The 24,405-nt window shown below is 40.7% G+C and carries 21 protein-coding genes; 5 read left to right on the top strand and 16 right to left on the bottom strand.

Annotated features, from left to right (window positions below; translation table 11 throughout):
- Positions 1-99: 99 nt before the first annotated feature.
- Positions 100-489, bottom strand: coding sequence for a glycine cleavage system protein GcvH (gene gcvH / locus CDG77_RS08295; RefSeq protein WP_069072677.1), 390 nt, complete (start codon positions 487-489; stop codon positions 100-102).
- Between the two features lie 125 nt (positions 490-614).
- Complete coding sequence (gcvT, locus tag CDG77_RS08290) at positions 615-1,751, bottom strand: glycine cleavage system aminomethyltransferase GcvT (protein WP_094328955.1); 1,137 nt, start codon at positions 1,749-1,751, stop codon at positions 615-617.
- A gap of 218 nt (positions 1,752-1,969) precedes the next feature.
- Here gcvT and CDG77_RS08285 point away from each other — a divergent pair, with 218 nt between their 5' ends.
- Positions 1,970-2,467, top strand: coding sequence for a pentapeptide repeat-containing protein (locus tag CDG77_RS08285; protein WP_094328921.1), 498 nt, complete (start codon positions 1,970-1,972; stop codon positions 2,465-2,467).
- A gap of 642 nt (positions 2,468-3,109) precedes the next feature.
- Positions 3,110-4,162 carry a hemerythrin domain-containing protein gene (locus tag CDG77_RS08280; protein WP_094328920.1) on the top strand — a complete coding sequence of 351 codons (1,053 nt, stop codon included), beginning with the start codon at positions 3,110-3,112 and terminating at the stop codon, positions 4,160-4,162.
- Positions 4,163-4,739: 577 nt separating this feature from the next.
- Here the strand turns inward: CDG77_RS08280 and CDG77_RS08275 are convergent.
- From CDG77_RS08275 to CDG77_RS08255, 5 genes are all read right to left on the bottom strand, one after another.
- Entirely contained in the window at positions 4,740-5,924 is a 1,185-nt protein-coding gene (locus CDG77_RS08275; RefSeq protein ID WP_094328919.1) for a M20 family metallopeptidase, read from the bottom strand.
- Between the two features lie 169 nt (positions 5,925-6,093).
- Positions 6,094-6,657 carry a pentapeptide repeat-containing protein gene (locus tag CDG77_RS08270; RefSeq protein WP_094328918.1) on the bottom strand — a complete coding sequence of 188 codons (564 nt, stop codon included), beginning with the start codon at positions 6,655-6,657 and terminating at the stop codon, positions 6,094-6,096.
- Between the two features lie 540 nt (positions 6,658-7,197).
- Positions 7,198-8,958, bottom strand: a complete 1,761-nt coding sequence (locus CDG77_RS08265) for a serine/threonine protein kinase (RefSeq protein WP_094328917.1) — start codon at positions 8,956-8,958, stop codon at positions 7,198-7,200.
- Positions 8,959-9,190: 232 nt separating this feature from the next.
- The gene (gene rpsU / locus CDG77_RS08260) at positions 9,191-9,379 is read right to left on the bottom strand and encodes a 30S ribosomal protein S21 (RefSeq protein ID WP_012407716.1); all 189 of its coding nucleotides are present in this window, start codon (positions 9,377-9,379) and stop codon (positions 9,191-9,193) included.
- Positions 9,380-9,499: 120 nt separating this feature from the next.
- Positions 9,500-9,823, bottom strand: coding sequence for an RNA recognition motif domain-containing protein (locus tag CDG77_RS08255; protein WP_094328916.1), 324 nt, complete (start codon positions 9,821-9,823; stop codon positions 9,500-9,502).
- A 493-nt stretch (positions 9,824-10,316) separates the two neighbouring features.
- On the opposite strand from CDG77_RS08255, the gene CDG77_RS08250 reads away from it, so the two are divergent.
- Entirely contained in the window at positions 10,317-10,523 is a 207-nt protein-coding gene (locus CDG77_RS08250; RefSeq protein ID WP_094328915.1) for a hypothetical protein, read from the top strand.
- Between the two features lie 139 nt (positions 10,524-10,662).
- On the opposite strand, the gene CDG77_RS08245 is transcribed toward CDG77_RS08250, so the two are convergent.
- From CDG77_RS08245 to CDG77_RS08210, 9 genes are all read right to left on the bottom strand, one after another.
- Entirely contained in the window at positions 10,663-10,950 is a 288-nt protein-coding gene (locus tag CDG77_RS08245; protein ID WP_094328914.1) for a hypothetical protein, read from the bottom strand.
- Between the two features lie 246 nt (positions 10,951-11,196).
- A complete protein-coding gene (locus tag CDG77_RS36320) occupies positions 11,197-11,346 on the bottom strand; it encodes a hypothetical protein (RefSeq protein WP_181154464.1) in 150 nt (49 codons plus the stop codon).
- 6 nt (positions 11,347-11,352) lie between these two features.
- Complete coding sequence (locus CDG77_RS08240) at positions 11,353-13,023, bottom strand: alpha-amylase family glycosyl hydrolase (RefSeq protein WP_094328913.1); 1,671 nt, start codon at positions 13,021-13,023, stop codon at positions 11,353-11,355.
- Between the two features lie 83 nt (positions 13,024-13,106).
- On the bottom strand, positions 13,107-14,600 hold the full coding sequence (locus CDG77_RS08235; protein WP_094328912.1) for a radical SAM/SPASM domain-containing protein: 1,494 nt from the start codon (positions 14,598-14,600) through the stop codon (positions 13,107-13,109).
- Positions 14,593-17,385, bottom strand: coding sequence for a tetratricopeptide repeat protein (locus CDG77_RS08230; RefSeq protein ID WP_094328911.1), 2,793 nt, complete (start codon positions 17,383-17,385; stop codon positions 14,593-14,595). Before CDG77_RS08230 ends, CDG77_RS08235 begins: the two co-directional genes overlap by 8 nt.
- Before the next feature lie 14 nt (positions 17,386-17,399).
- Positions 17,400-19,076, bottom strand: coding sequence for a hypothetical protein (locus CDG77_RS08225; protein WP_094328910.1), 1,677 nt, complete (start codon positions 19,074-19,076; stop codon positions 17,400-17,402).
- A gap of 5 nt (positions 19,077-19,081) precedes the next feature.
- The gene (locus tag CDG77_RS08220) at positions 19,082-19,969 is read right to left on the bottom strand and encodes a trypsin-like peptidase domain-containing protein (RefSeq protein WP_094328909.1); all 888 of its coding nucleotides are present in this window, start codon (positions 19,967-19,969) and stop codon (positions 19,082-19,084) included.
- Between the two features lie 6 nt (positions 19,970-19,975).
- Positions 19,976-20,317 carry a CU044_2847 family protein gene (locus CDG77_RS08215; RefSeq protein ID WP_094328908.1) on the bottom strand — a complete coding sequence of 114 codons (342 nt, stop codon included), beginning with the start codon at positions 20,315-20,317 and terminating at the stop codon, positions 19,976-19,978.
- Positions 20,318-21,428: 1,111 nt separating this feature from the next.
- Positions 21,429-21,674, bottom strand: coding sequence for a hypothetical protein (locus tag CDG77_RS08210; protein WP_223269741.1), 246 nt, complete (start codon positions 21,672-21,674; stop codon positions 21,429-21,431).
- 255 nt (positions 21,675-21,929) lie between these two features.
- On the opposite strand from CDG77_RS08210, the gene CDG77_RS08205 reads away from it, so the two are divergent.
- Together CDG77_RS08205 and CDG77_RS08200 are read left to right on the top strand one after the other, a co-directional pair.
- Entirely contained in the window at positions 21,930-23,879 is a 1,950-nt protein-coding gene (locus tag CDG77_RS08205; protein WP_094328907.1) for an AMP-dependent synthetase/ligase, read from the top strand.
- A 42-nt stretch (positions 23,880-23,921) separates the two neighbouring features.
- Positions 23,922-24,371, top strand: coding sequence for a YlqD family protein (locus CDG77_RS08200; RefSeq protein WP_012412623.1), 450 nt, complete (start codon positions 23,922-23,924; stop codon positions 24,369-24,371).
- The last annotated feature ends 34 nt before the right edge of the window (positions 24,372-24,405 follow it).

Below are 24,405 nucleotides of genomic sequence, written 5' to 3'. Positions count from 1 at the left end.
AAATTTCATGACTTATTTTCGAGTGGAGTGGTAGAGAAGATATGGGGAGACAGTGACGCAGGGAAATCTTCATTCTCTGCTTCACCATCTCCCTCTTCCTTACTCCCCTTCCACCTGGGCGCGATACTCATCTGCTGTCAAGGCATCCTCAACTTCACCAGGGTCATTGACACGCACTTTCAAAAACCACCCTTCTCCGTAGGGGTCTTCTGACACTTCTTCGGGAGAATTAATTAAGGCTTCATTGCGTTCTATAACCGTGCCTGTGACTGGTGAATTCAGTTCTTCAACGGCTTTTACTGATTCAATTGTGCCAAAGTTTTCTCCCCTGGTCAGAGCGTCGCCAATTTCTGGCAGTTCCAAAAAGACGATATCACCCAATTCATGGACGGCAAACTCAGTAATGCCAATGGTGGCAATTTCGCCATCTATTCGCACGTATTCATGAGAATCGAGGTATCTAAAATCTTGAGGATATTCAAAAGACATATCACTTCCTCTCCCTTATCAAAAAAATTATTGCCCCAACAGTCATCCAAGCCATATCTAGTAATGAACCTTACTGTAGATTGAGTAACTCACAACACATTATTCCTCAAAAACCCCGGCTCTTATCAGTTGGCAACACGATTTTTTGACCGATAAAAGGGACGTTTAACTACAACTGCTGGATAAGCTTTGCCACGAATTTCGACTTCTAGCTGCTGACCAACGGTTGCTAGTTGGGTAGGAACGTAGGCTAAGGCAATGGGATAACCAACTGTGGGCGACAGAGTGCCACTGGTAACTTCTCCCACCACTTTACCTGCTGATAACACTTGATAGCCATGACGGGCAATGTTGCGTCCTTGGGTTTGTAAACCCACCAATCGGCGCTGCACTCCAGTGGCTTTTTGCTGTGCTAAAACTTCTCGTCCGATAAAATCACATTTGGTATCTAAGTGAACTAGCCACCCCAAACCTGCTTCTAAGGGTGTGGTGGTGTCATCGATATCTTGTCCGTAAAGTGCCATCGCTGCTTCTAGGCGCAGGGTGTCTCTCGCACCAAGTCCACAGGGGATAACACCAGCTTTATGGAGATTTCGCCACAATTCTACCCCCACATCTGAGTCTACCATCACCTCAAAGCCATCTTCTCCGGTGTAACCTGTGCGGGCCAGGAAGGCAGGTTTCCCTAGTAGGGTTGCTTCTAAATGTCCGAAGGCTTTGATTGGTTCTAAGTCTTCTTTCACTAATGGCTGGAGATATTTAATCGCTTTTGGCCCTTGGACGGCAATTAAGGCTTTTTCTGGTGAAAGGTCTTGGAATTGCAACTTATCCAGGTCAAGATGTTGCAATAACCATGCTTTATCTTTACCAGAGGTTGCTGCATTGACGATGATAAATGCCTTTTGTATACCAGTAGTGTCTTCACCTTGGTAATAAACAATGATGTCGTCAATAATTCCAGCTTGGGGATTTAACAATACGGTGTATTGTGCTTGACCAGGTTGCAATCGACTCAAGTCTGAAGGCACTAGAGGCTGAAGTTGGGAAATGAGATTTTTACCTTGGAGAGTAAATTTACCCATGTGGGAAATATCGAACATTCCGGCTGTATTTCTTACAGCCTCGTGTTCGCGGCTAATACCACTAAATTGCACGGGCATTTCCCAGCCGCCAAAGCTGGTAAAGCGGGCTTTGAGTTCTACACCCAGTTGATATAAAGGGGTTCGCGCCAGAGATTGGGCGTTGTCTTCTTGATTAGCCACAGGTAATTTTGCGTAGATGCGGAGCAACTTGCCGTTAGGCATCGCACCTCAACATCTATCATCCTACGAGAGATTAGGGAAGAGGTGACAGGGGGTAGATGATAGGGAATAATTTCTACCCTGTAAGCTGTACCCGCTTCCCTTCTTCATTCCTTTGTCCTCTTCTGTGAGGTTTAATAGTTAATGGTGGAAGTGTTGAGATTTATTAAGAAGACATTATGAAATATTGGCGACTAATAGCTAGCTGTGTTTTAGCTTTGGTTCTTTTTTTGTTTCCCCTATCGGCGGAAGCTGCGAGTTCTTCCAGTATTACCCGTTCTGTGGGTAATGATGAACTCAAGGGTAAGGATTACTCTGGTCAAAGTTTAATTGGCACTGAGTTTACCAATCTCAAATTAGAGAATGCTAATTTTAGCAATGCTGATTTACGTGGCACTGTATTCAACGGTACTCTGCTGGAGGGAGTAAATCTGCATGGTGCTAATTTTAGTGAAGGCATAGCTTATCTATCAAGATTTAAGGATGCTGATTTGAGTGATGCTGTGTTAACCGATGCAATGATGCTGCGTTCTACTTTTGATGATGTAAATGTCACAGGCACTGATTTTACGAATGCAATTTTAGATGGAACGCAAGTGAAAAAGCTTTGTGTTAAAGCAAGTGGTGTTAATTCTAAAACTGGTGTAGATACTCGTGAGTCTTTAGGATGTAAGTAGAATCTAGCCCTTCGTTAAAAGGTGGACAGAACTACCTAAAAGTACCAAAGTCTACCTTTTAAAGTTTGTAATCTGGCAGAATGTTGAGAAAGGATTAAACGAATTAAAATATCATTCCGAATTTTAATCAAGCGAACCTTTGAAGCATCAACTAAAGCCTTGTGATTTGGGGAGCATCCCAAATGTGCAAGTTTAATTTACATCCGAGATTCTGGCTTATCCCGGAGAATAAAAAACGAACCGCAAAGGACGCAAAGGACACAAAGAGAAGAGGATTTAAAAGGATTTTCATGTCAGTTCCGTATATTTTTGCCAAATTTGGATGCTCGCTGTGATTGGGAGCTTATTTTGAATTACCAAATACAATATTATAGTTCATAAAATCCAATCGCATTCTGATAGATATACTTTGATTCTGCTTGATAAAACAAAACCGAATAAGTATCTATCTCAGGATACAGTTTGAGTTGATATTTCAGATATCTATCTAAAAGTATAAGAACATATAAATTGTTAAGAAAAATTATTTTTTCTACCCATAGTGGTGAAAGCGATCGCTCAAAAGAAAGATGGAATCTTCTAACCCTCTGTGTCAAGGTTATATCAGTAAGGACTACGAACACTTTGCCGAGGAGAACACAGATGGTAGCTACTTTAGATGATACGAAACGCAATGCTATTGCTATTAGATTGGCAGACCTGAAAGCACTGCAACAGTTGGTTATCGAAAAAGAGCAACTATTTTTGAAAGAAGGACTCGATTCCGAAATCGCCGATCGCATCCGAAATTTTCTCAATGATGACGAAAAAAATCTTGGCATTCTAGAAACTGTAATTGGTCAGTATGGCATCCAGGCTGAACCAAGAAAGATTGTCAGAGAATTCATTGAAAAATCGAAAGAATTGTTCAAAAGTTCCGAGCTAAGTCTGTATGACAAAGTATCTCAGCATGAATTGCTGAAACATCAACTAGTAACCACTGGTTTGATAGTTCATAAAGCTGCTCAAAAAGTTGGTGCTGACGTGTTGCTAGCGATCGCACCTCTCAATACCATAAACTTTGAAAACCGCGCTCACCAAGAACAACTCAAGGGTATTTTAGAAATTCTGGGTGTCCGCGAACTCACTGGACAAGATGCAGATCAAGGAATTTGGGCGCGTGTTCAAGACGCTTTGGCCGCAGTCAGTGGTGTGGTAGGTAGCGCTGTTACCCAAGCCAGTGACAAAAAGGATATGAATATCCAGGATGCCATCCGCCTCGATCATAACAAGCTAAATACCCTGTTCGCCGAATTGATCCAAAGCGACAATCCTGAGAAGATCCAAGAGTACTTCGGTCAAATTTATAAGGATCTAAGTGTCCACGCTGAAGCTGAAGAGGAAGTCGTATACCCAAAAGTACGTCCTTTCTATGGTCAAAGCAACACCCAAGAACTGTTTGATGAACAAGCTCATGCAAAGCAGGCGTTAGAAGAAATTAAGGCTCTCAGCCCATCTTCGCCGCTATTCAAAGAGAAAGTCAAACAGTTGAGGGAGGCTATTGCCGATCATATTCGTCAAGAAGAAAGCACAATGTTTGCTGCTATTCGCAACAACTTAAGCACTGAACAAAGCGAGCAACTGGCTACTGAATTCAAAGCTGCTAAGACCCGAATTCAACAAAAGCTAGGTGTTGTTACCGAATCGAAGGTGTAGGATGCTTTTGAGCTTTCTATATCTACTAAAAAAGGTTAGTTAAAAGACATCTGGTGAAAAAGAATGTAGAGATGTAGCAGTGCTACGTCTCTACAAGGGTTCTAGATAATGCATATTGAATTTATCTGATTTCGCGGAAAACCCCATCCGTCTATACGGTGGGGATGGATAGCGGTCTACGGAGCGGAGCGCAGTAGACAATCCCTTCAATGCTAAAATAGGAAAGTGAGTAAGAATAATCATCTACGTGTTGAAGCATTCACGTTTGCGGTGAGACTCCGGCACAGTAAGTCACTACTGCTTTTAAGCAGCAAGCCTAAACAACTGACAAGCAATATCAGAATGCAGAGCGTACCTATCTGGCTGAGTGATGGACTCTGAAAGCATGAATCTAAATACAAAAGTAAGCCCAATTCTTACGCCTCTCGTATGGGTGTTAGTTTGAGGGTCTAGAGGGATACTTGAATGTCCCACTGTCATCACGAGATGTCAGGAATCCCCATCCGCCTTGCGGTGGGGTGGTTCAAGGAGATGTCTAAACAAAAACTCCCAGCACACCAAAGCTGGGAGTTTTTGTTTAAACATTTTGCTGATAGTATTTATAAGCGGCATAGGCCATAGTTACAACTCCGGTAATAATGGCAGATTCATCAACTTCAAATTGGGGATGGTGTAATGGGTGGTTAATGATTCTTTCTTTGTAGCCTACACCCAAGCGAAACATGGAACCGGGGGCGTGTTCCAAATACATAGAAAAATCTTCAGCACCAAGGGAGGGTTCGGGTAAAACTTGGACGCGATCGCTACTCCAAGCTTCTTCTGCGGCTGACTGTAATAATTGTGTCAAAGTGTAATCATTTTGAACGCTGGATACACCCTGACGATAATTTACTTGATATTTTGCTCCGTAAGTATGGCAAACATTAGATACAATATTTTCAATCCACTTAGGGAGATGAGCGCGGGTTTCGGGATGGAGCGATCGCACGGTTCCCAATAACTGTACTTTATCCGCAATTATATTCGGCGCTCTGCCACCATTAATCTTCCCTATGCTCAATACAACAGGACGCAAAGGATTTTGTGTCCGGCTGATAGCTTGTTGCAGTGCAGTAATAATTTGGCAAGCAATCCAAATCGCATCAATAGCCTCATGAGGACGCGCCCCGTGCCCAGATTCTCCCATAATTAGAATCTCTAAATCATCTGCGGCGGCTGTCAATGCCCCGTAACGCACGCCAATAGATCCTGCGGGTATAGAAGGAAAAACATGAACCCCTAAAACAGCTGAGACGTTTTCCATCGCGCCATCTTTCACCATCCAGCTTGCCCCTTGAGCAATTTCCTCGGCTGGCTGAAATAAAAACCGCACTTTTCCACTCAACTCCTCCGCCATTTGGGACAGCACCATCGCCGTTCCTAAGCCCACAGTGGTATGGACATCGTGACCACAAGCGTGCATAATACCTTCGGCGCGAGAGGCGTATTCCAAATTTGTGCCCTCTTGAATTGGCAAGGCATCCATATCGGTGCGAATTGCCAATAAACGGTCATTTTGACCAGTGCCTTGCAGTTCTCCAATAACGCCCGTTTTACCAACACCTTCTTGTACATGCAGACCATTAGAAGATAAAACACCAGCTACGAAGGCTGCTGTTTGGTACTCCTGGCCGCTGAGTTCTGGGTGAGAGTGGATGTGGCGGCGAATTTCAATCAAGCGAGGCGCTAGTTTTGCTGCTAAGTCTTTTATATGGGTAAGCATCGATTTAGTTAATCTACAAGCTTTTTTCCCATGATAAAGAACTGTTAACAAACAAAATGCTTTTGCTATACAAGGATAGTTAAGAACAAGCAGGGGAAACAGGGGAAGCAGACGAAGAAAAGCTATTGATTATTGCCCAGTCCCCAATCCCCAGTCCTCAATCCCCAGTTTATTTTGAATAACAGGTTGTGCCTGGAGTATTTTCGGGTTTGAACTGGTTACATTCTCTTGTCTTTTGACGCTCTGACGACCAGCTATAAGGCATATCTGAGGTGACGACACCATTAGCTAGAGTTGTTAGTCGGAAATTAGCTCCCCGAAAATTGGTAAATTCCAATTTCGCACCTTTTAAGTTTGCTGCTTCTAAATTGGCGCTGATGAAACCGGCATAAGACAGATCGGCATTTTCCAAGGATGCTGATTTCAAATTTGCTCCGGTTAAGGAAGCACTATTAAGATTCGCTAAGTTCAGAATCGCACCTTCTAAATTTGCACCTGTGAGATCGGCTTTGGTGAGATTAGCTTTAGATAATGTTGCACTACTCAAGTCGGCCCCTCGCAAATTCGCTCCAGTTAAATTCAGTTGAGTTAGGTCAGCACCACTCAAATTACACCGGGGACAGGCACTTGTTGCCTTCAACTGATCCAAATCTAGCTGATTTAACGCCAAGGCTTGCTCTGCAAAACCAAAACACGCCAACAAAGCGACGGTAGCAACAATCTTAAAGTTCATATTTTTTACAGATATCTACAAAAATGACAATTTACGCACACTGCGTACTGCCATACTTACATATACCGCTTCTCTAAGGAAGAACAGGGATGAAGCATTCATTAAGAAGGTGTAAAAATACTATAAATTCTAGTGGTAAGACTACTCAAACTGAAATATAGGCTATAGAATCGATTCGTAAGCAACTATACCGAACCTCTTATAGACTACCATATATGTGATCCCCCTAGCTCGATGAAAAATACGACTAGGGGGATCTTGTTTTTAGGCACTTTATTAATTCGTAATTCGTAATTCGTAATTCGTAATTAAAGACAGTTATGTGAATTACATGTGGTAGAGGCAATACCCTGCTGGTTTCCTGAAAGCGTTCTCATAAGAGTAGCCGCTTTGCGTCTACATGAATTGCCCCTACTATAAAAAAGGGTTTTGGCTATTGTTTGCGTAAGTCCTAATATTACGTTAGCGCAGCATTAGCAAGTCCGCAGGGTCTAATAGAGAGCGTCATTACGAATTACGAATTACGAATTACGAATTATCTTAACGCCATCCTAAAAAGCGCAATCCAGGGACAATTAGGTAGTAACTCACTCCTAGCCAGAAGCTGATAAAGAAGCCTAGAGAACCAAAAAAAATCAGAGGTAACTGTAACTCTGACCAGGCTGGTTGAGTAGTAAATTGGAAGATCGGCGGTGCTAATCTCAAAATAATCAAAAATGCATAAGCGATCGCACTACCAAAGGCAGCGAACACAGCGTACACTATATGATGGCTGCGAAGACCTAAGCTCAAGGTGAGTAGGCAAGCTGACACTAAAATCACTGCTACTAAGCCCTCGCCACTGTCTTTTGGTGTAATTAATTGCAAAATGAACCAGCCGAAGCCATAGCTAATCATGCCCATCAGCGAGGCTACTAAAAAGCGTCGCCGTTGACCAAAACACCCAGATACTGTCAGTCCCCATGCGGTTCCCCAGCCTGCGGCGACGAATACCAAAATATCTGCCCCGAAGACGGGTTGAGTATTTGGCACTAATTGGTTTAGCTGACTGGAAATAAATTCCACAACCCACCGCCCTAAGTTGGTGTGATATGCCAAAATAAAACCAGCGATCGCACCAAAACAAGCGCCAACATAAGCCAATATCATCGCCCAAATGGTCGCCAAACAAGCTTGGAAAATTTTGATGAGTGTCTGAGCGATAAAAACAACGGTTTTAGTTACAGCTTGGCTAAAGTTAGCTAAAACTCGTTCAATAGCTTGGATTATAAGTGCAAATCTCTGGGAAACTTGCGTTGACGCAAGCTTAACCTTGTCTCGTAGTTGGGCAAATAATCCTGGCGGCGGTAATGGTTGAGAAATCTTCGCCAACCGTTTTTGAATCATAGCTGCATTTGCGGGACGCGATCGCACATCCTCCTGCACCATCTCATCCAGTAAATCTGCTAGTTCTGGTTTGACATTTACCGAACTTCGCCAGCGCAATTTTCCAGTTTGTTGGTCTTCCAAGTCTAGCGGGTATTTGCCTGTTAGCATTTCAATCACTGTTCGACCAAGGGCATAAAAATCGGCACTTGGCCCGACAATACTCCCACTTACTTGTTCTGGGGGACTATAGCCAGAAGAAAATAAGCGGGTGGAACTAGACTGAGAACGCAGCTTAGAGGCGCTAAATTGTTTTGCCCCACCAAAATCAATTAGTACCAAGCGATCGCCTTCTGTTTGCCCTTGAGGTAGGGTTACAGTGGGCGAAGATGTGCCCAGCATTAAATTAGAGGGTTTAATATCCCGGTGAATAATCTGACGTTTGTGTAATTCTTGTAAAATCTCTACAGCTTGAGCAAACCAGTTTACAACCAAATTCTCTGGACAACCTTGGGGAAATTTTTTTAATATCTCCTCTAAAGTCCGCCCATTGATTTTTTCCATTACCAGACAAGGTAGTTGGTGCGGTTTGGGGTTAAACAGTTGTACCTGAAAATACCCTTCTGCATCAACTGTGGGGACACCTGGATGCTGCAAACTAGATAAAACCGCCGCCTCTTGGGTAAATAACTCCAGTGCCTTTGGCGAATCTTCTACCAACACTTTCAGCACTTTCTCTGTTTGAGTTTTTTCATCCCAAACCGTGTAGATTTGAGCAAATCCTCCCGATCCTAATGGCTGAAGTGGAACATAGCGGTCTAACAACTCTAGCGGTGCGCCACAGCTGTTGCAAAATTTGTTTCCCCAAGGCTGGGGATAAGGACGTTGACAATCAGGATTTATGCAGTGAACCGCACTCTGAGTGATGTGGGACACAACCGCTACAATACAAAGGCTGAGTTGATTTTAGCGTTTCTTGAGGTTTCCTGATTTTTTAATAAGCAAAAGGAAAACCCTCATAGATTCTATGAGGGCATTTGTTTATATCTCAATATCCTTGGGTTAAGGGTCGATCCTTCCTAAACCTGCTTTTTAGGGAGGGTTGGGGGGATCTTCCAAAACGAAATATCACTAACCCAAGCCTATTGGTTTATAGCTATGTCAGTTCTTAATTACGAAAACTTCTCTTACTCTGTCTGTGCTTGGCAACTTCTTTGCGCTTGCGTTTTTCTAAGGGTGTTTCAAAATGACGATGCTTTCTCATGTCTGGAAAAATTCCAGCCTTGGAAACTTCTCGCTTAAATCGTCGTAAGGCTGATTCAATGTGTTCATTGTCACCGACAATTACTTGGGTCATTATTTCTCCTACTAAGTTGACTTAATCAATGATATGCAGGCGGTAACATTACAAAAAAAAGACAGACTTTTGTTTTGTCTGACCTTAAGACTCTTGGTAAGTTTTCTTGGTTTCCAAGATTTAGTAGCGTCCGCCGCGTCCGCCGCCGCCACCACCGTATCCTCCCCGGCCTCCACCAAAGGAACCTCTATCACCTCTATCTTCCTTGGGTTTAGCCTTATTTACTTTAAGGTCACGACCCATCCACTCTGCACCGTCGAGAGCTTCAATGGCAGCTGTTTCTTCAGCTTCAGTTCCCATTTCCACAAAAGCAAAGCCTCGCGGACGACCCGTTTCACGGTCAGTAGGCACTTGAACCCGCTTTACAGTACCATATTCTGCAAAAATACCACTTAAATCTTCTTGTGTAACTTCATAAGAGAGGTTACCTACGTAAATTGACATCGATTCGCTCCAAAATCATCACTGTGTAGAGATTTTAATTTCTCTGAGAAGTCTGTAAATACTAAAAGGAAAAGCCTTTCAATACTAAAATCAAAGACATCACTGAATTAACTCTCCTTAATCTAGGATGACATAGGAGCCAGCTCTCTGCATCCAGTAGATAGTTAACCAGCGATCCGATCGCGCAAATTGCGATCGCCTGCCCCCACTTACCCTAAGTACAGCCCAACACACAAAAGGGTTGGAAATGGAAGAAGATCAATTCTGTAGGGTGATAAAGGAAATCAGACATAGCAGGGGCACATCTTTGAATATCCGAATTGAACGTTTGACTGCATTAACCATGAAGCATTACATCAAGATTTTAATACGAAAGCTAAAGTCAAGCAACAAATAAAGGGTATTTCGGTTTCTATTTCTTCGGAAAACCAGCTATGAAAGCAATTGCGATCGCGTACCCGCCTGTCGTCGGCAATCGCGCCCATTTCACAACATGAAGCGGCACCTCGTAGAGAAGCAGGTTCGAGGGGGTAAAGATTTTGTCAGTAGCATGGGTGAGAAATTTGGGCAAGCTGGCGATCGAAAAATTACCATCTCAACCAAGAAGTTTCAGTGTGTTGGCATAGCCTGTCGTAGAGAAGGCGTTTTTGGCATCTTGGCAGTAGCCTGGGGTAAGCTACTATGTATCTACGATAAATGAAGCTTTTTAGCAATTTTTGCGGAAGTCCTAGTTATTACGAACTAACTGCAAACGGCAAAGCCCGGTTAATACTTGTACCGTAAATTACTAAAAATTTTGACTCCAATCATGGGATAATTTCGCTTACTTACTGATTCAGTTATGAATACTGAATTTTTGATACAATAATACCAATAAATACTGCAAGACCTAGCGCTCTGCGAAAATAATTAACGCCTTGAAATAATTCTAGCCAAGCCCAAGTAAACAAGGAGCCATTTGCTAGTACTTCTAAGACTGTATTGATTTTGCCATTTGTAAAAATTAGAGCGAGTAAAGTAGTTGCTATCCAAACAATGAGTGGTAGGTTTGGCATCTCGGCTATAACAATGTTGCCATCACTATCACGGAAGGTTTTATCAACTAATGTATTAGATGTAGATGTCATTTTTAATTACCACAAAAATTACTAGATTGACTATTGAGAATAGGCTGAGATTTGATTGCCAATTCTTTAATAAAATTAAAACACTTGGGTTAATCTCTTTCCAACCATCTAATTGCTGAGATGAGAACGTTAAAGCATATTCATATATGAGTATATTAAAAGATATACTCACACAAAATCCGCGAATATAGCTGTTGGCAGCCTAAATGCGATTTGGAGAAATTCTCAAGGAATAAGTATAGCAATTCACTGCATCCACCCACCATAGCTAACACCCACCATAGCTAACAAGGCATTTACTTTGCGAGTGCGTGAATCATCCACTAGTTGCGGCACTTGGGTAGTAGACATTTGCTGCACGATCGCTTCATCAGATAAGCTCCATGAGATATCCAATCTTGTCTACTGTAAAACAAATATCTTAGCTGTATATTTTGGTAAGTCAGTAACTAAACTATTCTCTCCAGATTCTACTTCCCGATTACTGACCCAATCTCGCAAATACTCAGCAGTTGGGAAGTCGGAAATTTTATATTGATTTAGATTTTGGTCAGAAAAATTTGCCACTATGACAACATGAGAATTTTGCTCATCCCAACGAGTGTAAGCCAGCACTTTATCATCTGCGTTTTCATAAAAAAACTTAATATTATCGCTTTGCAAAGCTGGAGTTTGCTGGCGTAGAGCAATAAGCTTGCGATAATACTCAAATAAATCATGATTCTGAGGGGCTGACAACAAAGACCAAGTAATCTTCTGCGGCTTAGTCACATCTTCGCTTTTTTGCTGGTATTCGCCAAACTCTTCTCCCATCCACAGCATGGGTACACCCATCGCTGTGATTAACAGAGTCGCTGCTAACTTTGCTCGTTGAAATGCGGCGGTGTCAAAGATACCGCAATTGCCTAACTCTCGTAATACACGTTCGCGATCGTGGGTTGCCAAATAATTAATCGCATTGGTAGCGATCGCATAACCCTGCTGTTTGGGATCTAAAACCTGCTTGAGTTGTTCTAATTCAAATGATTGACCGCAAATATATGGAATTATAAAGTAGCGAAAACTTTCATGCCAACAAGCATCTAATGGCCCATCTGGCTTGACTACAGTGCTTGTATCGGGAATGTGTTCGGCAATATTGTAAAATTGCTTAGGTGCAGCATGGTTTTTTGCTTGCTTAGTTAGCCAGTTGAAAAATTCAAAGTTAGCTAATTGGCGCACTGCATCAAAGCGAATTCCATCAATGTGATACTCCTTAATCCAAAATTCTACTACATCGCTGATGTATTCCCATGCAGGCTTAATATTTAAGTTTTTGTCATAATTATCATAGTTAAACTCTGGCCCCCAGTAGTTATCTGGGTCTTCAGGATAATGCTTATATTCGTAGTACCAGTAATTTCGGTCAATCAGTATTAAAGGACATTCTTCATCTGTGTGGTTATAAATTCCATCCATAAAGACGCGAATGCCTCTACCATGACACTCGTCAATCAACCGCTTTAAATCTTCTGTTGAACCGTAACTAGATTCTGTAGCAAAGAAGTGACGAACTTTATAACCCCAGTTATAATCACCAGGGTACTCATTAACTGGCATTAATTCAATTGCATTAATTCCCAATTCGCAAAGATAATCTAACTTTTCAATTATCCCTAAGTATTTGCCTCCTTTGTGATAGCCAACTTCATCACCAGTAAAATCTGCAACGTGCATTTCATATATAACTAATTCCCGATTATCAGGCAACGGCGTTTCATCGTGTTGCCAAAGGTAAGTATCAACAATGGTTCGCCCATCTTGAATGCGTACCCGGCTATATTTTTCTGTTTCATTAACATCTGTTGCTTTGGGATCGATGACATCTATCCATTCATCAGGTGTAAAATTTGGACTTTTGGTTTGAATCCGAAATTTGTATTGATAAACGCCATCCTCCAGTTTTATTTGAGTGCGAAAATAACCATCTTCACCTTTTGACATTGGAATTTCTTTCCAATCAGAAAAAGACCCAATTAAAGCTGCTCCTTTGTTGCGAGGAGCAAATAATGTAAATTCAGTTATATTTTCCATTGCGGCTTGATATATTTTTGGCGATTACTACGTTTCAAAGATTGCTCTTGATTTAAAGCATTAAAGACAATACGTCTTAATACTTAACTATATTTGAGAAGGCGCAAGCCCTCTAGCCGAAGAGCTTCAGGGTATAAAGCTTTGTAAATATTGCAATTTGGAGATTGAATATCATAACGGCCTGTAGCCTTAAACGTAGCCAAAGAGCAACCACCTGTACACCAATATTTCCACTCACATGTACGACAGCCTTCTTTTTCTTCAACAGATAAATTCTGAATACCTGTTTTATCTTGTCGCACAACACTTAAAGGATCTTGAGTGTTGATTGAAGATATAGTTTTATGTAGCTGCATCTGACATTTGGCAATTTGTCCTTGGTAATCAAATACGAGATAGCTTTGCCCAACTCCACAAGTTCGTTTATGAGGAGATGCTAAATTAGCACGATCGACTAATGAACCTAATAAGCTTCGATTAGGTAATTTCAATTCTATAACTTTGAATGCTGCCAACATTCCCTTAATCAGCCGAGATTCTTCTAGTTGCAAGTCTTCGTAAGAGGCGGACAGTTCGTTTTCACGATAGAAATTTAAACTAAAGGGCAAATTATGCTCTAATATCCATTCAATCAGATCGGGTAATCCTTCTGCATTCCGCCCGCTAACGGTGATAGAAATATCAGGTATTAGACCATTTTGTAAAGCAATCTTAATACCCCGTTCAACATCTTGAAACGATCCCTTTCCGCCTGCATAAGTTCGTTGAATATTGTGGAAATCTGATAACCCATCTAGTGAAATCATTAGACGCAGATTCAATATTTGAAGCATCTCAATAATCTCAGGTGTAATCAATGTTCCATTACTGAGAACAACTCCATCTAATATAATGTTTCTTTCTTCGCTAAGAGATTTAGCATATAAATGGAGATCCTTGATTAAAGGAGAGCATAGTAAGGCTTCTCCGCCTGCATATTTTAGTTTGACGCGGCGGTAATGATTTAAGGTGGCAGAGCGAAATGTAGATTCAATAGCTGCTCTACCTATATCTATTGACATATCTCTGGCTAAATGAGGAAGGTAGCAGTAGTCACATCTTAAGTTACAGCGATCGGTGATATGTAACCATGCTGATAAAGTTTCTGGTATTTCATTTAGGTTAAATAAGCTATTATTTTTAGGAATAATTAAACGGGCTTGATATAGTTCCTGAATAGCTGTCTTTAAGTCTATTTCGTTAATATGAGAATGCGCTGTTGTGATATTATGTAATTTATGAGGTTTTTTAAATATATTTAGTATATCTAGTGCGGATTGATTTAGAATTACTACCTTATGATCGGTTCCATAACAGATAGAGTAAGTATCATCTAAATTCATAATTTGCGAGTTGGGAGATATCACAAACTCTGTTTCCAACATCCCCAAAGATAATTGGATATCTGAGCTTAATTCTGCTAAAGGGGATAAGTCACAGGCACAGTCCCCTCCATCACAATCGCATTGCCCAGTTGCTATGTAGGTAGAATTAAGAGAAACTAAAATTCTAGGTCGATCAATTTTTTTACTAAGCATGAGAAGATGGCTGTTTTGTTGCACGGATTCTAGTTAAAAACATTTGTTGATCGCACCATTCCTTGAGAGCTTTATTGTCTTGCCATTGATGTTTGAGTTGCTGGATTAAAGTTTTAGCAAGTTCTATCGGCAATCGTTCGATTTTCTTTTGCAGCAGATTTAGCTCATGTTGAATCGAATACGGCCCAAAACCTCCATCCTGGAAGATTTTAGGGATGCCTTGAGCATATTTTGCAAAGGCAAGATCGTAGTTCGCTTGTTGAAATGCAACATCACCTTCTATCCGTAATATCCGACCAAAGTACAATTGATAGGTATTTTGATATGATAAGAAGCGATCGCTAAGTTCTCGTGCATAATCTGAAATATTCTCGTATGCTTTTGCATAATAATCAAACTCTGCTTTCCCTACCAGGCTATCGATGGCATACCGCATGTCATTGTACTCTAGACTAGTCTGGTAAGAGCGATCGTTGAGTTTGAGAGCTTGTTCTTGCAGAGAGCGATCGCACTTTTGAAACCCAAGATGCCAATAGACACTGGCCGTTTGGTGCAAAATTTTAGGTAATTCCTCTTCAAGTCCGTATTTATCTGCCAGTTTCAGGCTTTTTTCTAAAGCATCTTGAGCAAGACTTAGCAGATTGAGATCCCACTGTACTTGTGTCACATCCCAAACGGCTTCATTTACGACTTCAGCACTAAACCACTGATTTAAGCCTAATTGAAAGTATGCCCTACACAATATTCGATTATCGTTTTCTTCATTGTCGCAACGGCTTAACGCCCGTTCAAGTAGCTGTTTAGCTTTAATATAATTACCATTATCTACCAAAATAGCAGCAGAGGCAATTTCGGCATCGGCTATTTCGCGCTCGCTTTCAACACTAGACCACATATCAATGGCTGCCTTAAAACACTGTTCAGCCTTTACATAATCTTTTTGTTGCCCGTACAAAAATCCTAAGTTATTCTGAATGCTAGCCATAACTTGAGTTAAGCCTTTATCAGGTATGTCAACTTCCATCGCAGCATCCCAACCTAGTTTGTAATATTTTTCAGCTTCGTTAAACTTGTTGAGTTGTCGATAAAGATAACCAACTTGGTTAGCTACGCGAGGTATAGCAGATGATAGCCTGTTTCCTTGAACTAGGGATAAACACTCTTGCTGATATTTCAAAGCTTCGTCATAAAGATGTAACTTGGTATTCAGTATTCCCAAGACATTATAAATATCTGCCTTATGAGAAGAATTAGAAGATTGTTCAGATAGTATCCCCTCCAGTTTTTTCACCTCATGTTCTGTTGTACTCTTGTCTTTAAGGGCGTGAACAATCCTTGATTCAAAAATAACCAGTCTAAGCTTTTGATCGGGGTTTAGGTCTTTTTCAAACTGTTTAAGAAGCGTTAACAATTGCTTGACAAAGCTAATTTTCTTAGCTTGAGTGCGGATTGTATTAGTAACTTTATACCAAGTCTCAAAGCCTGTTGTTAGATCGGCGTATAAAGCATTCCATAGCCATCGCGTAGTATTGAATTCTCGTAATTGTTTCAGTTCTTCAATTAGAAACTCAATATTGGCTACTTTATGAGAATCATCAGAGGAAAGTTGAACCTCCAATATCCTTTTTTGTGGCCCTAGCTGATAATCTTTTTGCTCAAAATATTTAGCAGCAATCCGACTATCTCGTTTTCTCCATTCCAAATCTGGGTCAATATCTGTCCACACATATTTATCAACCAAGTCTCGCACAATATCATGTAATGATATTTGATTGCCACTCATTACTGGTTTGATAAAAAAGTAGCTTTGGGCATCAATAAATAATTTTTCAGCATCTTCCAGCGATAGTTCTAATAAATTAGCAATATCATAACTATCTAATGGGTAGATACGTGAAAGCAACAGGGTTAGCCTGTCCATTGATGTCCGAAGCTGTGTAATATGACGAACCATTTCAGCTTCAAATCCGCCTGTTTTTTCCAACCTGGCTGGAATAGTTTCTATATCTTCACTCTCTAACCAATCTGGAATAACTTCTCGATAAGCATACTCTACTCCAAATTCAATCATAATGGGGCTGCCACCAGAAAGAACTATGATTTTTTCAACTAAGTCTTTCCCAAGATTAAAGTGAAGTTGCTCCTCTTTAGAAATAATGTATGTCTGCACATCCTCATGAGTAAATTCATTTAACTCAAAATAAGTTAATTCTTCTTCCTTAAATGACCTTTCTAGAATTGGACGAGCAACGCTAGAACGACCTGCAAAAATAAATACTGCGTTATCTAGTTGCTGGCATAAATTAGCGATATATTCCCAAACTTCCGCTCTTATTTCTGGTTGTCCTAACTTCTCAACCGTATCAATTAGAAATACTAGTCTCTGTTGTCTGGATTTTCGATTAATTTCATCTACTAAAAACTTTTCAATTTGTCTGCGTTCTTCTTGGTATGCGATTTCACTGAGGTGGTTTTCATCTTCTCTTAGTTGTCGTAACCTCAGCAGCCATTCTTGATATGTATTGTCATACAATTGCTTGGCAATTTGAGTGCATAAATCTTCTGCATCATTAAAAATAGGGGTATCGCAATCAATAATTTCACTTGTAACGAGTTGAATTTGATTGAGGCGGTTTTGTAATTCATTAAGCAACCAAGTTTTGCCAATTCCACCTCTACCTTCTACTAAAACAACATGCAGTGTGTTAGTTTTTTGAACGAGGGAAATAATTCGATTTAGATGTTCTTCACGACCAACAAATTCTAATTTATCTATTTCAAACATAATAGACTCCTGAGTTAGTTATTTTGAATAGCTTCATCAAGCTTATGAATTAAATATCTATAGGGTGTATCATTATATTCGTCATTGTGTAGATAGTAATTGACAAGAAACTGAAATTCCCAGTCATGCTCTACTTCAGATTTAAGGGTAGACAGAAATTCGTGGGTTTGTTCTCGGTCTGTATTGCGGAATATTCCAATAGTTTCTTCAACAGTTTCATCAAAGAAAGTTCGGCGAAGCTCTTGTCGATAAGCCAAACTATCAGCACCATAATTTATAAATCCAGCGTGTTGCTGAAGAGTTTGAAAAAAATACTGCATTGACCAAGTTCCTGCAAGAGCAAAATCATTCTTTGATTTCAGATCATCAACATAGTCTCTACAAATTTGAGCCGCTTCCTTACAAAGATTTTGAAAGTTTTCAGGCGAACTTTCTCGCAGGAGACCAATAACTAGCAGCCGACGGGTCATTCCGTCTTTAATAAACGTTTTGTCACGAGTAAAAATAGATGTCTTTGTTAATTCAGTGCTTAATTTAAAACTGTCACCATTGAAAGGCAACTGAAATCTTTGAAAGGCTTCCTTTAATATCCAAGAACCGTTTAGTATAGGAAATATACTTAATTTTTCAATAGATTCGTATAGATGGTTATTTTCTTTTGTCAAGCTTTCTTTAATCTGATCTCTACAATTTTTGAGGTTTTTTTCCCATATTCTGCTGCCATAACTGGTTAAAAACCAATTAACTGTGTAACCCTCACTTCGATAAACTTTTAGGGCTTCAGCAATAGACCCTGGATGCCCACCAGTTAAATACAGTAAGTGTCCTGCAAGTAGAGCAAGACTTTCAGAGGTCATGTCTATCGGTTTGAGATATTTTGTTGCTGTATCCTGAATCACTTCCCAATTAAAAAGAGAGAGTATTCGTTTGGGAAAAATCAAATCTCGCGGGAGATCGGTAAGGCAGCGAGTTGCAATTATAACTCGAAGACTCTTAGAATTATCTTTAAAAAATTGTAATCCTTTCAAACATTTTTCAATTCTCTCACTCAATTTTTTTAGTTGATCAAAAATTTCGTTTAAACGTTGTTTGTGTGGGGCATTTCCATCCAGATCGATTAGGAGTACAATACCTTTCTTTCCTTTATTATCTATCTGCTCCTGCGATTGCAATTTACGCCAATTTCCATGTAATAATGAACCCAAGCGCTCTCCCCAAGGCAACTCATTTCCTTCTTTGATTTGAATATTTAGAGAACTAGCTAATTCCTTTTCTAAGTCCTCAATACTTTGATCGCCAGACATAGAAGCATAAGCGCAACACCATTGTAATTCTTGAAATCGCTTCTGTATGTGTTTGAGAAATTCTGTTTTTCCGTAACCTTTAGGAGCCGTTATCAGACAATAAGTAGGAAAATTATTTCCCGTAATCTCACTAATTGTAGCATCTCGATTAGTGAATGGTATTTTATCAGGATCAACTTGGTCTAGAGATTCTTGATTTAGCTGACTTAACTCTGAGTAAGCTTTTTCTATTTCCTTAAATTTATCCTTAAGTTGCCTTTCTAATTGATCTTTCTGTACATTATTTAGCGTCCACCCTATTTGGTTGCTGAGACTTTCAATTTCAGTGTTTAACCGGGCTATTAACTGCTCTAAATAGTTCTTTTGTAAATCTGAGGAATTTTTCATTGTATTTAAATGGCATTAAGTTCGCTTTCTACTCGACCGAGTTCTTGAAGTATGGCGTTGATTTGCCGTTGAATGATATTGCGATCGCTCGCACCAAGTGTATAGTTAAGTTGGTTGTAAGCTGCCTCATAGTCACTACTTAGAACCTCAAAGCGTCGTTGCAAAGTTTTGATTTTGAGTTGTTGTACCCGGCTTGGACTCTTTTGAGTATGTGCATTTGATGAAATCGGCAAGGTTATTTCATCCCATGCTTTGGTCAATACATCCGCCGGAATCATGAAAGCAGTCTTGATATTTTCTCGCTGTTTCTCCGCCGCCACAGCCATACCAACTACTCCTGCAAGGGTTTCATCCCATATAGGCGCACCACTAAAGCCCGGTTCTACCCTATAGCCAGTTACCTTACTGTCTTCTAGTTGCACCCATCCCTTTCCTTGCCCGTCTCGTAACACCCCTGTAGACCAAACGCCATCATTGTGTCCGTGGGGAAAACCGAATATGCGGAAAGGATGCTCCCAGACGTTATTAGCTGAGATTAGCTTGATAGGTTGTGCTTCATGAGGCAACTGTCCTTCTATTTGCAACCCAGCAATATCTTCAGGTTCGGAGGTTGATAGGTTGTTGACAACGGGTTGCCAAAAAACAACTTTAGCTTTTAGTTGTTGCCCTGATGCAATTAAGGGGAAATCCAAGTAAATATCATCACTAGGAGCTTCAACAATATCTTCTGGTAAAGATAGAGCCGAGGTAACAACATGAGCGCATGTCAGAATATAATTTCGAGTTCGCCCCGATACTAAAAAACCTACACCAACGACCGCACCGTTGGGATGGAAAATTCGAGCGATCGCTGACCTAAAAGCTGGAATATAATTATCTGCAATGGATGCCATATTTTACTATGCCTTGTTTTGCTTCCATTTCAAGGTAATTTCGTAGTTAGCTTCACCACCTACAGAAGTAAAAATTGCACCTGCAACTGCATTTAACTTAATACCAAACTTAACCTCTACCTCATCGGCAGGTGTATTAAGCTGACTCAGTTTGATGATAATCGCTGAAGCTACAGGTTGTATTTGATCTAATACTTCATCAAATTTCTTTTTAGCTTCAACTACTATTTGTCCAGCATCTGGTCTAGCAACACGTACAAGAGAATTGCTATTTTCTGGCTCATCAACTTCAGCTAAAAACTTTGTACCATCTTCTAGAGAAAACTCTGTGATTTGTTTCCGAGTCATGGTAGAACCTGTTATTTTGAACTAATAGTTTAATGTCTAAATAATCAAGATAGTTTGCAGAAGTTTTTGTACATAATCTTCTTTTGTTCTAGATGTCCCGATTAAACCTTGCTATAAGCGATGAATCGCTCACTACGAACAATGCTTGCTGCAAACTTTGTCCTGGGTCAACCCTCGAACTTTGTGAAGTTTCGACCAACTTCCGGCTGTTTGGGCGTTAAAGCTGTTGGATTCTCATGTAATAGATTTAACAATTAATATATTAATTGTTATATTAGTTATATATGTACCCTGACTTCAATTAGTAATTATACTGAGTTAGACCTTGGCAAGGAAACAAAGATGTAATGGAACCCTAAGAGGTTGTTTGAAAAGTATTTGGCTATGATTGTAGGCACTTAGAGATCCCCCCTAGCCCCCCTTTTTAAGCTACGGTGTACACACATCTCTGTACGAAACCCAAAATCGTTAAAGATCCCCCTAAATCCCCCTTAAAAAGGGGGACTTTGAAAGACTTTTGCCCCCCTTTTTAAGGGGGGTTGGGGGGGATCAAAAGCTTATGAGGCCACTCTCAAAGACTTGTGTGTACACCGTAGCTTAAAAAGGGGGGAACCGGAATTAAAGTCCCCCTGTTTAAGGGGGATTTAGGGGAATCTGAAATGTTTTGCTACTTTTCAAACATCCTCTAAGAGTTTCAAGTGGCTCTTAGCCTTGCACTTCAAGTTTTGGTAGGCTAGGCATACTGTTCGGTTAACTCAAAAAAGGCGATTTTTTGGGCTATTATAAACAAAAACCCCGATTTTTTTAAGAAATCGGGGTTATAGAGGTTGCAATTATTACAAATCAAAGCGAATGCACTACCGAGCAACACGATCGCACCGTGAAAGTATGTACGTAATGTCTAATGGACTTACGTAGGAATGATAAATACTTACAACATAAGAGGTTCGGCGATTATAGGATAACTAGCGTTAGCGTAGCTCGTCGTAGACATCGCTAGAATAAGTAGACGCAAAAATATAGGTATAGGAAAAAATAAATTTTTCCAATTGCCTAATATATCTAGAAAGTTGCTCGGAGTACCGAGTAATTTATTCTGGCAAATAGTCCATCAATTTGGAGAACAATTAGAACAAAAATCAGGATTGAATTTGCAGTATTGACTTCCCGTCAATGAGTAAGCTGTACAATAAGGAAAACTCGTAAGTTCAATTTTGGCTACTTGCAATTTTGAAGCATTCCGCAACACTTGATTGGCTTTGGTTTTATCATCTAGAAGAATAGCTACAAGCTTAGGAAACGCCATGCAAGCAGCGGCATTGATGAGCGTTAGCACTATAGCATCTATCAAATTCATAGGTAATCATCTCCTTTAAAAAATAGGCGATCGCTGTTTTGAGGCGCAAGCATAATATTATGTGTAGGATTGACGTTCAGTTCATCTATTGCTTGCACTCTATGTAAACTAACTTTAACATAAATTTTTGTAAATATAAACGTGGAATTCCTGAAATTATTATACACAGAAGGGAATGTGGATAATAAGGACGGTTATTGTAGCGGAATAACAAAATAAGCTGTAAAAACGATTAATTTACAATATTAAGGTGTTATGTCAAAAACCCAAACCGCGTCTTCTTTTTTATCTAATATCAGCGAGCAAGAACGCGAGGCATTAAAGCGGTTGGTAGATTACACAAATGTGGAATCGCTACCAGAAGTTTGGCCTTTGGCAGCTCAGAAATTTGGTGATGTTGTCGCCCTCCGCAGCCCTCACACCAAACAAGAAATAGTGATTACTTATACCCAGTTAGCAGAGCAAATACAACTATTTGCAGCTGGTTTACAGGCGTTGGGAGTGAAGGTAGGCGATCGCATTTCCTTAATTTCTGACAACAGTCCCCGGTGGTTTATTGCCGATCAAGGCATAATGACTGCTGGAGCAGTTGATGCGGTGCGTAGCTCTCAAGCGGAAAAAGAAGAATTGCTGTTTATCATCGCTAATAGCGGCAGTACGGCAATAGTAGCAGAGGATTTAAAGACACTTAAAAAACTGCAAGACCGGATCAAAGATTTACCAATTCAGTTTGCGATCTTACTTTCAGATGAAGCACCACCCACAGACGAAACCCTAAAGGTGCTGAATTTTGCCCAGTTGATTGAAATTGGAAAAAATCATAATTTTGTGCCAGTTAAACAAAACCGTGAGGCTTTGGCAACCCTAATTTACACCTCTGGCACCACAGGCAAACCCAAGGGTGTAATGCTGTCTTATAAAAACTTGATGCACCAAGTAACAACCTTTGGCACAGTATTGCAACCAAATGTCGGCGATATGGTTCTCAGTATCCTACCTTCGTGGCATAGTTACGAGCGAACTGTTGAGTATTACTTACTATCTCAAGGTTGCACGCAAGTTTATACTAACCTGCGCTCCGTGAAAGGAGATTTGAAAAAATTTAAACCTAACTATATGGTGGGTGTACCCCGTCTGTGGGAATCGATTTATGAAGGAGTGCAAAAGCAGTTCCGCGAACAACCAGCAAATAAGCAACGCCTAGTTAACTTTTTATTGGGCATTAGCGATAAATATATCAGAGCTAGGCGAACTGCTCAGGGATTGGATTTAAATAATCTTCATGCTTCAGCCGTCGAACGATTAGCAGCTAAGATCCAAGCATCTGCTTTATTACCCCTCCATGCCTTGGGAGAACGACTGGTTTATGCTAAGGTGCGAGAAGCCACAGGCGGAGAAGTCAAGCAGATGATTAGCGGCGGCGGTGCGCTTCCCAAACACATCGATAACTTCTTTGAAATTATTGGTGTCCAGATTTTGCAAGGCTATGGTTTGACAGAAACTTCTCCTGTTACCCATGTGCGTCGTCCTTGGCGAAATTTGATTGGTGCATCAGGGCTACCACTCCCCGCTACAGAAGCTAAAATTGTAGATCCTGAGACAAAAGCGCCTCTACCAGTAGAAAAGCGAGGCTTAGTATTGTTGAGGGGCCCGCAGATTATGCAAGGCTATTACCAAAATCCCGAAGCGACAGCGAAAGCCATTGACGCTGAAGGTTGGTTTGATAGCGGCGATTTAGGTTGGCTGACACCACAAGACGATTTGGTGCTGACTGGCAGATCAAAGGATACGATTGTATTGACTAACGGGGAAAACATCGAGCCACAGCCAATTGAAGATGCCTGTTTGCGATCGCCATACATCGATCAAATTATGCTCGTTGGGCAAGATCGGCGCAGCCTAGGAGCCTTAATTGTCCCCAATGTCGAAGCCTTAGAAAAATGGGTGCAGAACAATCCGGCCACTTCTTCGCCTAGTCAAAAAATTGACTGTGAGAGTAGAATGATCCAGGATTTATTTCGGCAAGAATTGAATCGAGAAGTGCAAAATCGTCCAGGCTATCGACCGGATGACCGCATCGGGACATTCAAACTCATTCTAGAACCGTTTTCCATTGAAAATGGTTTGATGACACAAACACTAAAAGTTCGCCGACATATCGTCACGGAACGTTATCGCGATATTATTGACGGCATGTTTGCCTGATAATTCCACCTCCCAACTGTAAAGAGTGAACGTGAAATATTTATGGATGTCTCCAAATCTAATTTGCTTCTGAAACGCGTCGTTAACGTCAAAGTTATTGTGACTCCTCTTTGGAAAGAGGAAGTACAACAGCAGCTGCAAACGCAGATCAATCAACTCGATCAGCAACTGCAACAGCTAGACGTAGAAGGACAAAGAGCGATCGCGGCAATTCAAAAGCAGAGTCTGCAACCACCCGGCCCCCAGACCCTCCAACAAATTGACAATATTCAACTCCAAGTCAATCAAAAGAAAAGTGAATTTCTAGAGCAGAAAAACCAGTTGCTGCAAAACCTCCAGCAAGTCCAGTTTCTCCAGCAAGATCAGGAAGTCAATCAGTTCCAAATGGAAGGCTTTTTCCGGGTAGAAATCGGTGATAACCTGATTAGCAAAATGCAAGTCGAAATCGTTCTGCGCGACGGCGTTGTAGAAGAAATTCGCGGCGACATTTAAGTTTGTCATTTGTCATTTGTCCGTTGTCATTTGT

Source organism: Nostoc sp. 'Peltigera membranacea cyanobiont' 213 (assembly GCF_002245975.1).
Lineage (GTDB): Bacteria > Cyanobacteriota > Cyanobacteriia > Cyanobacteriales > Nostocaceae > Nostoc.
Note: the sequence above shows the minus strand (reverse complement) of the source record. Positions and strands in the feature narration are given on the sequence as shown.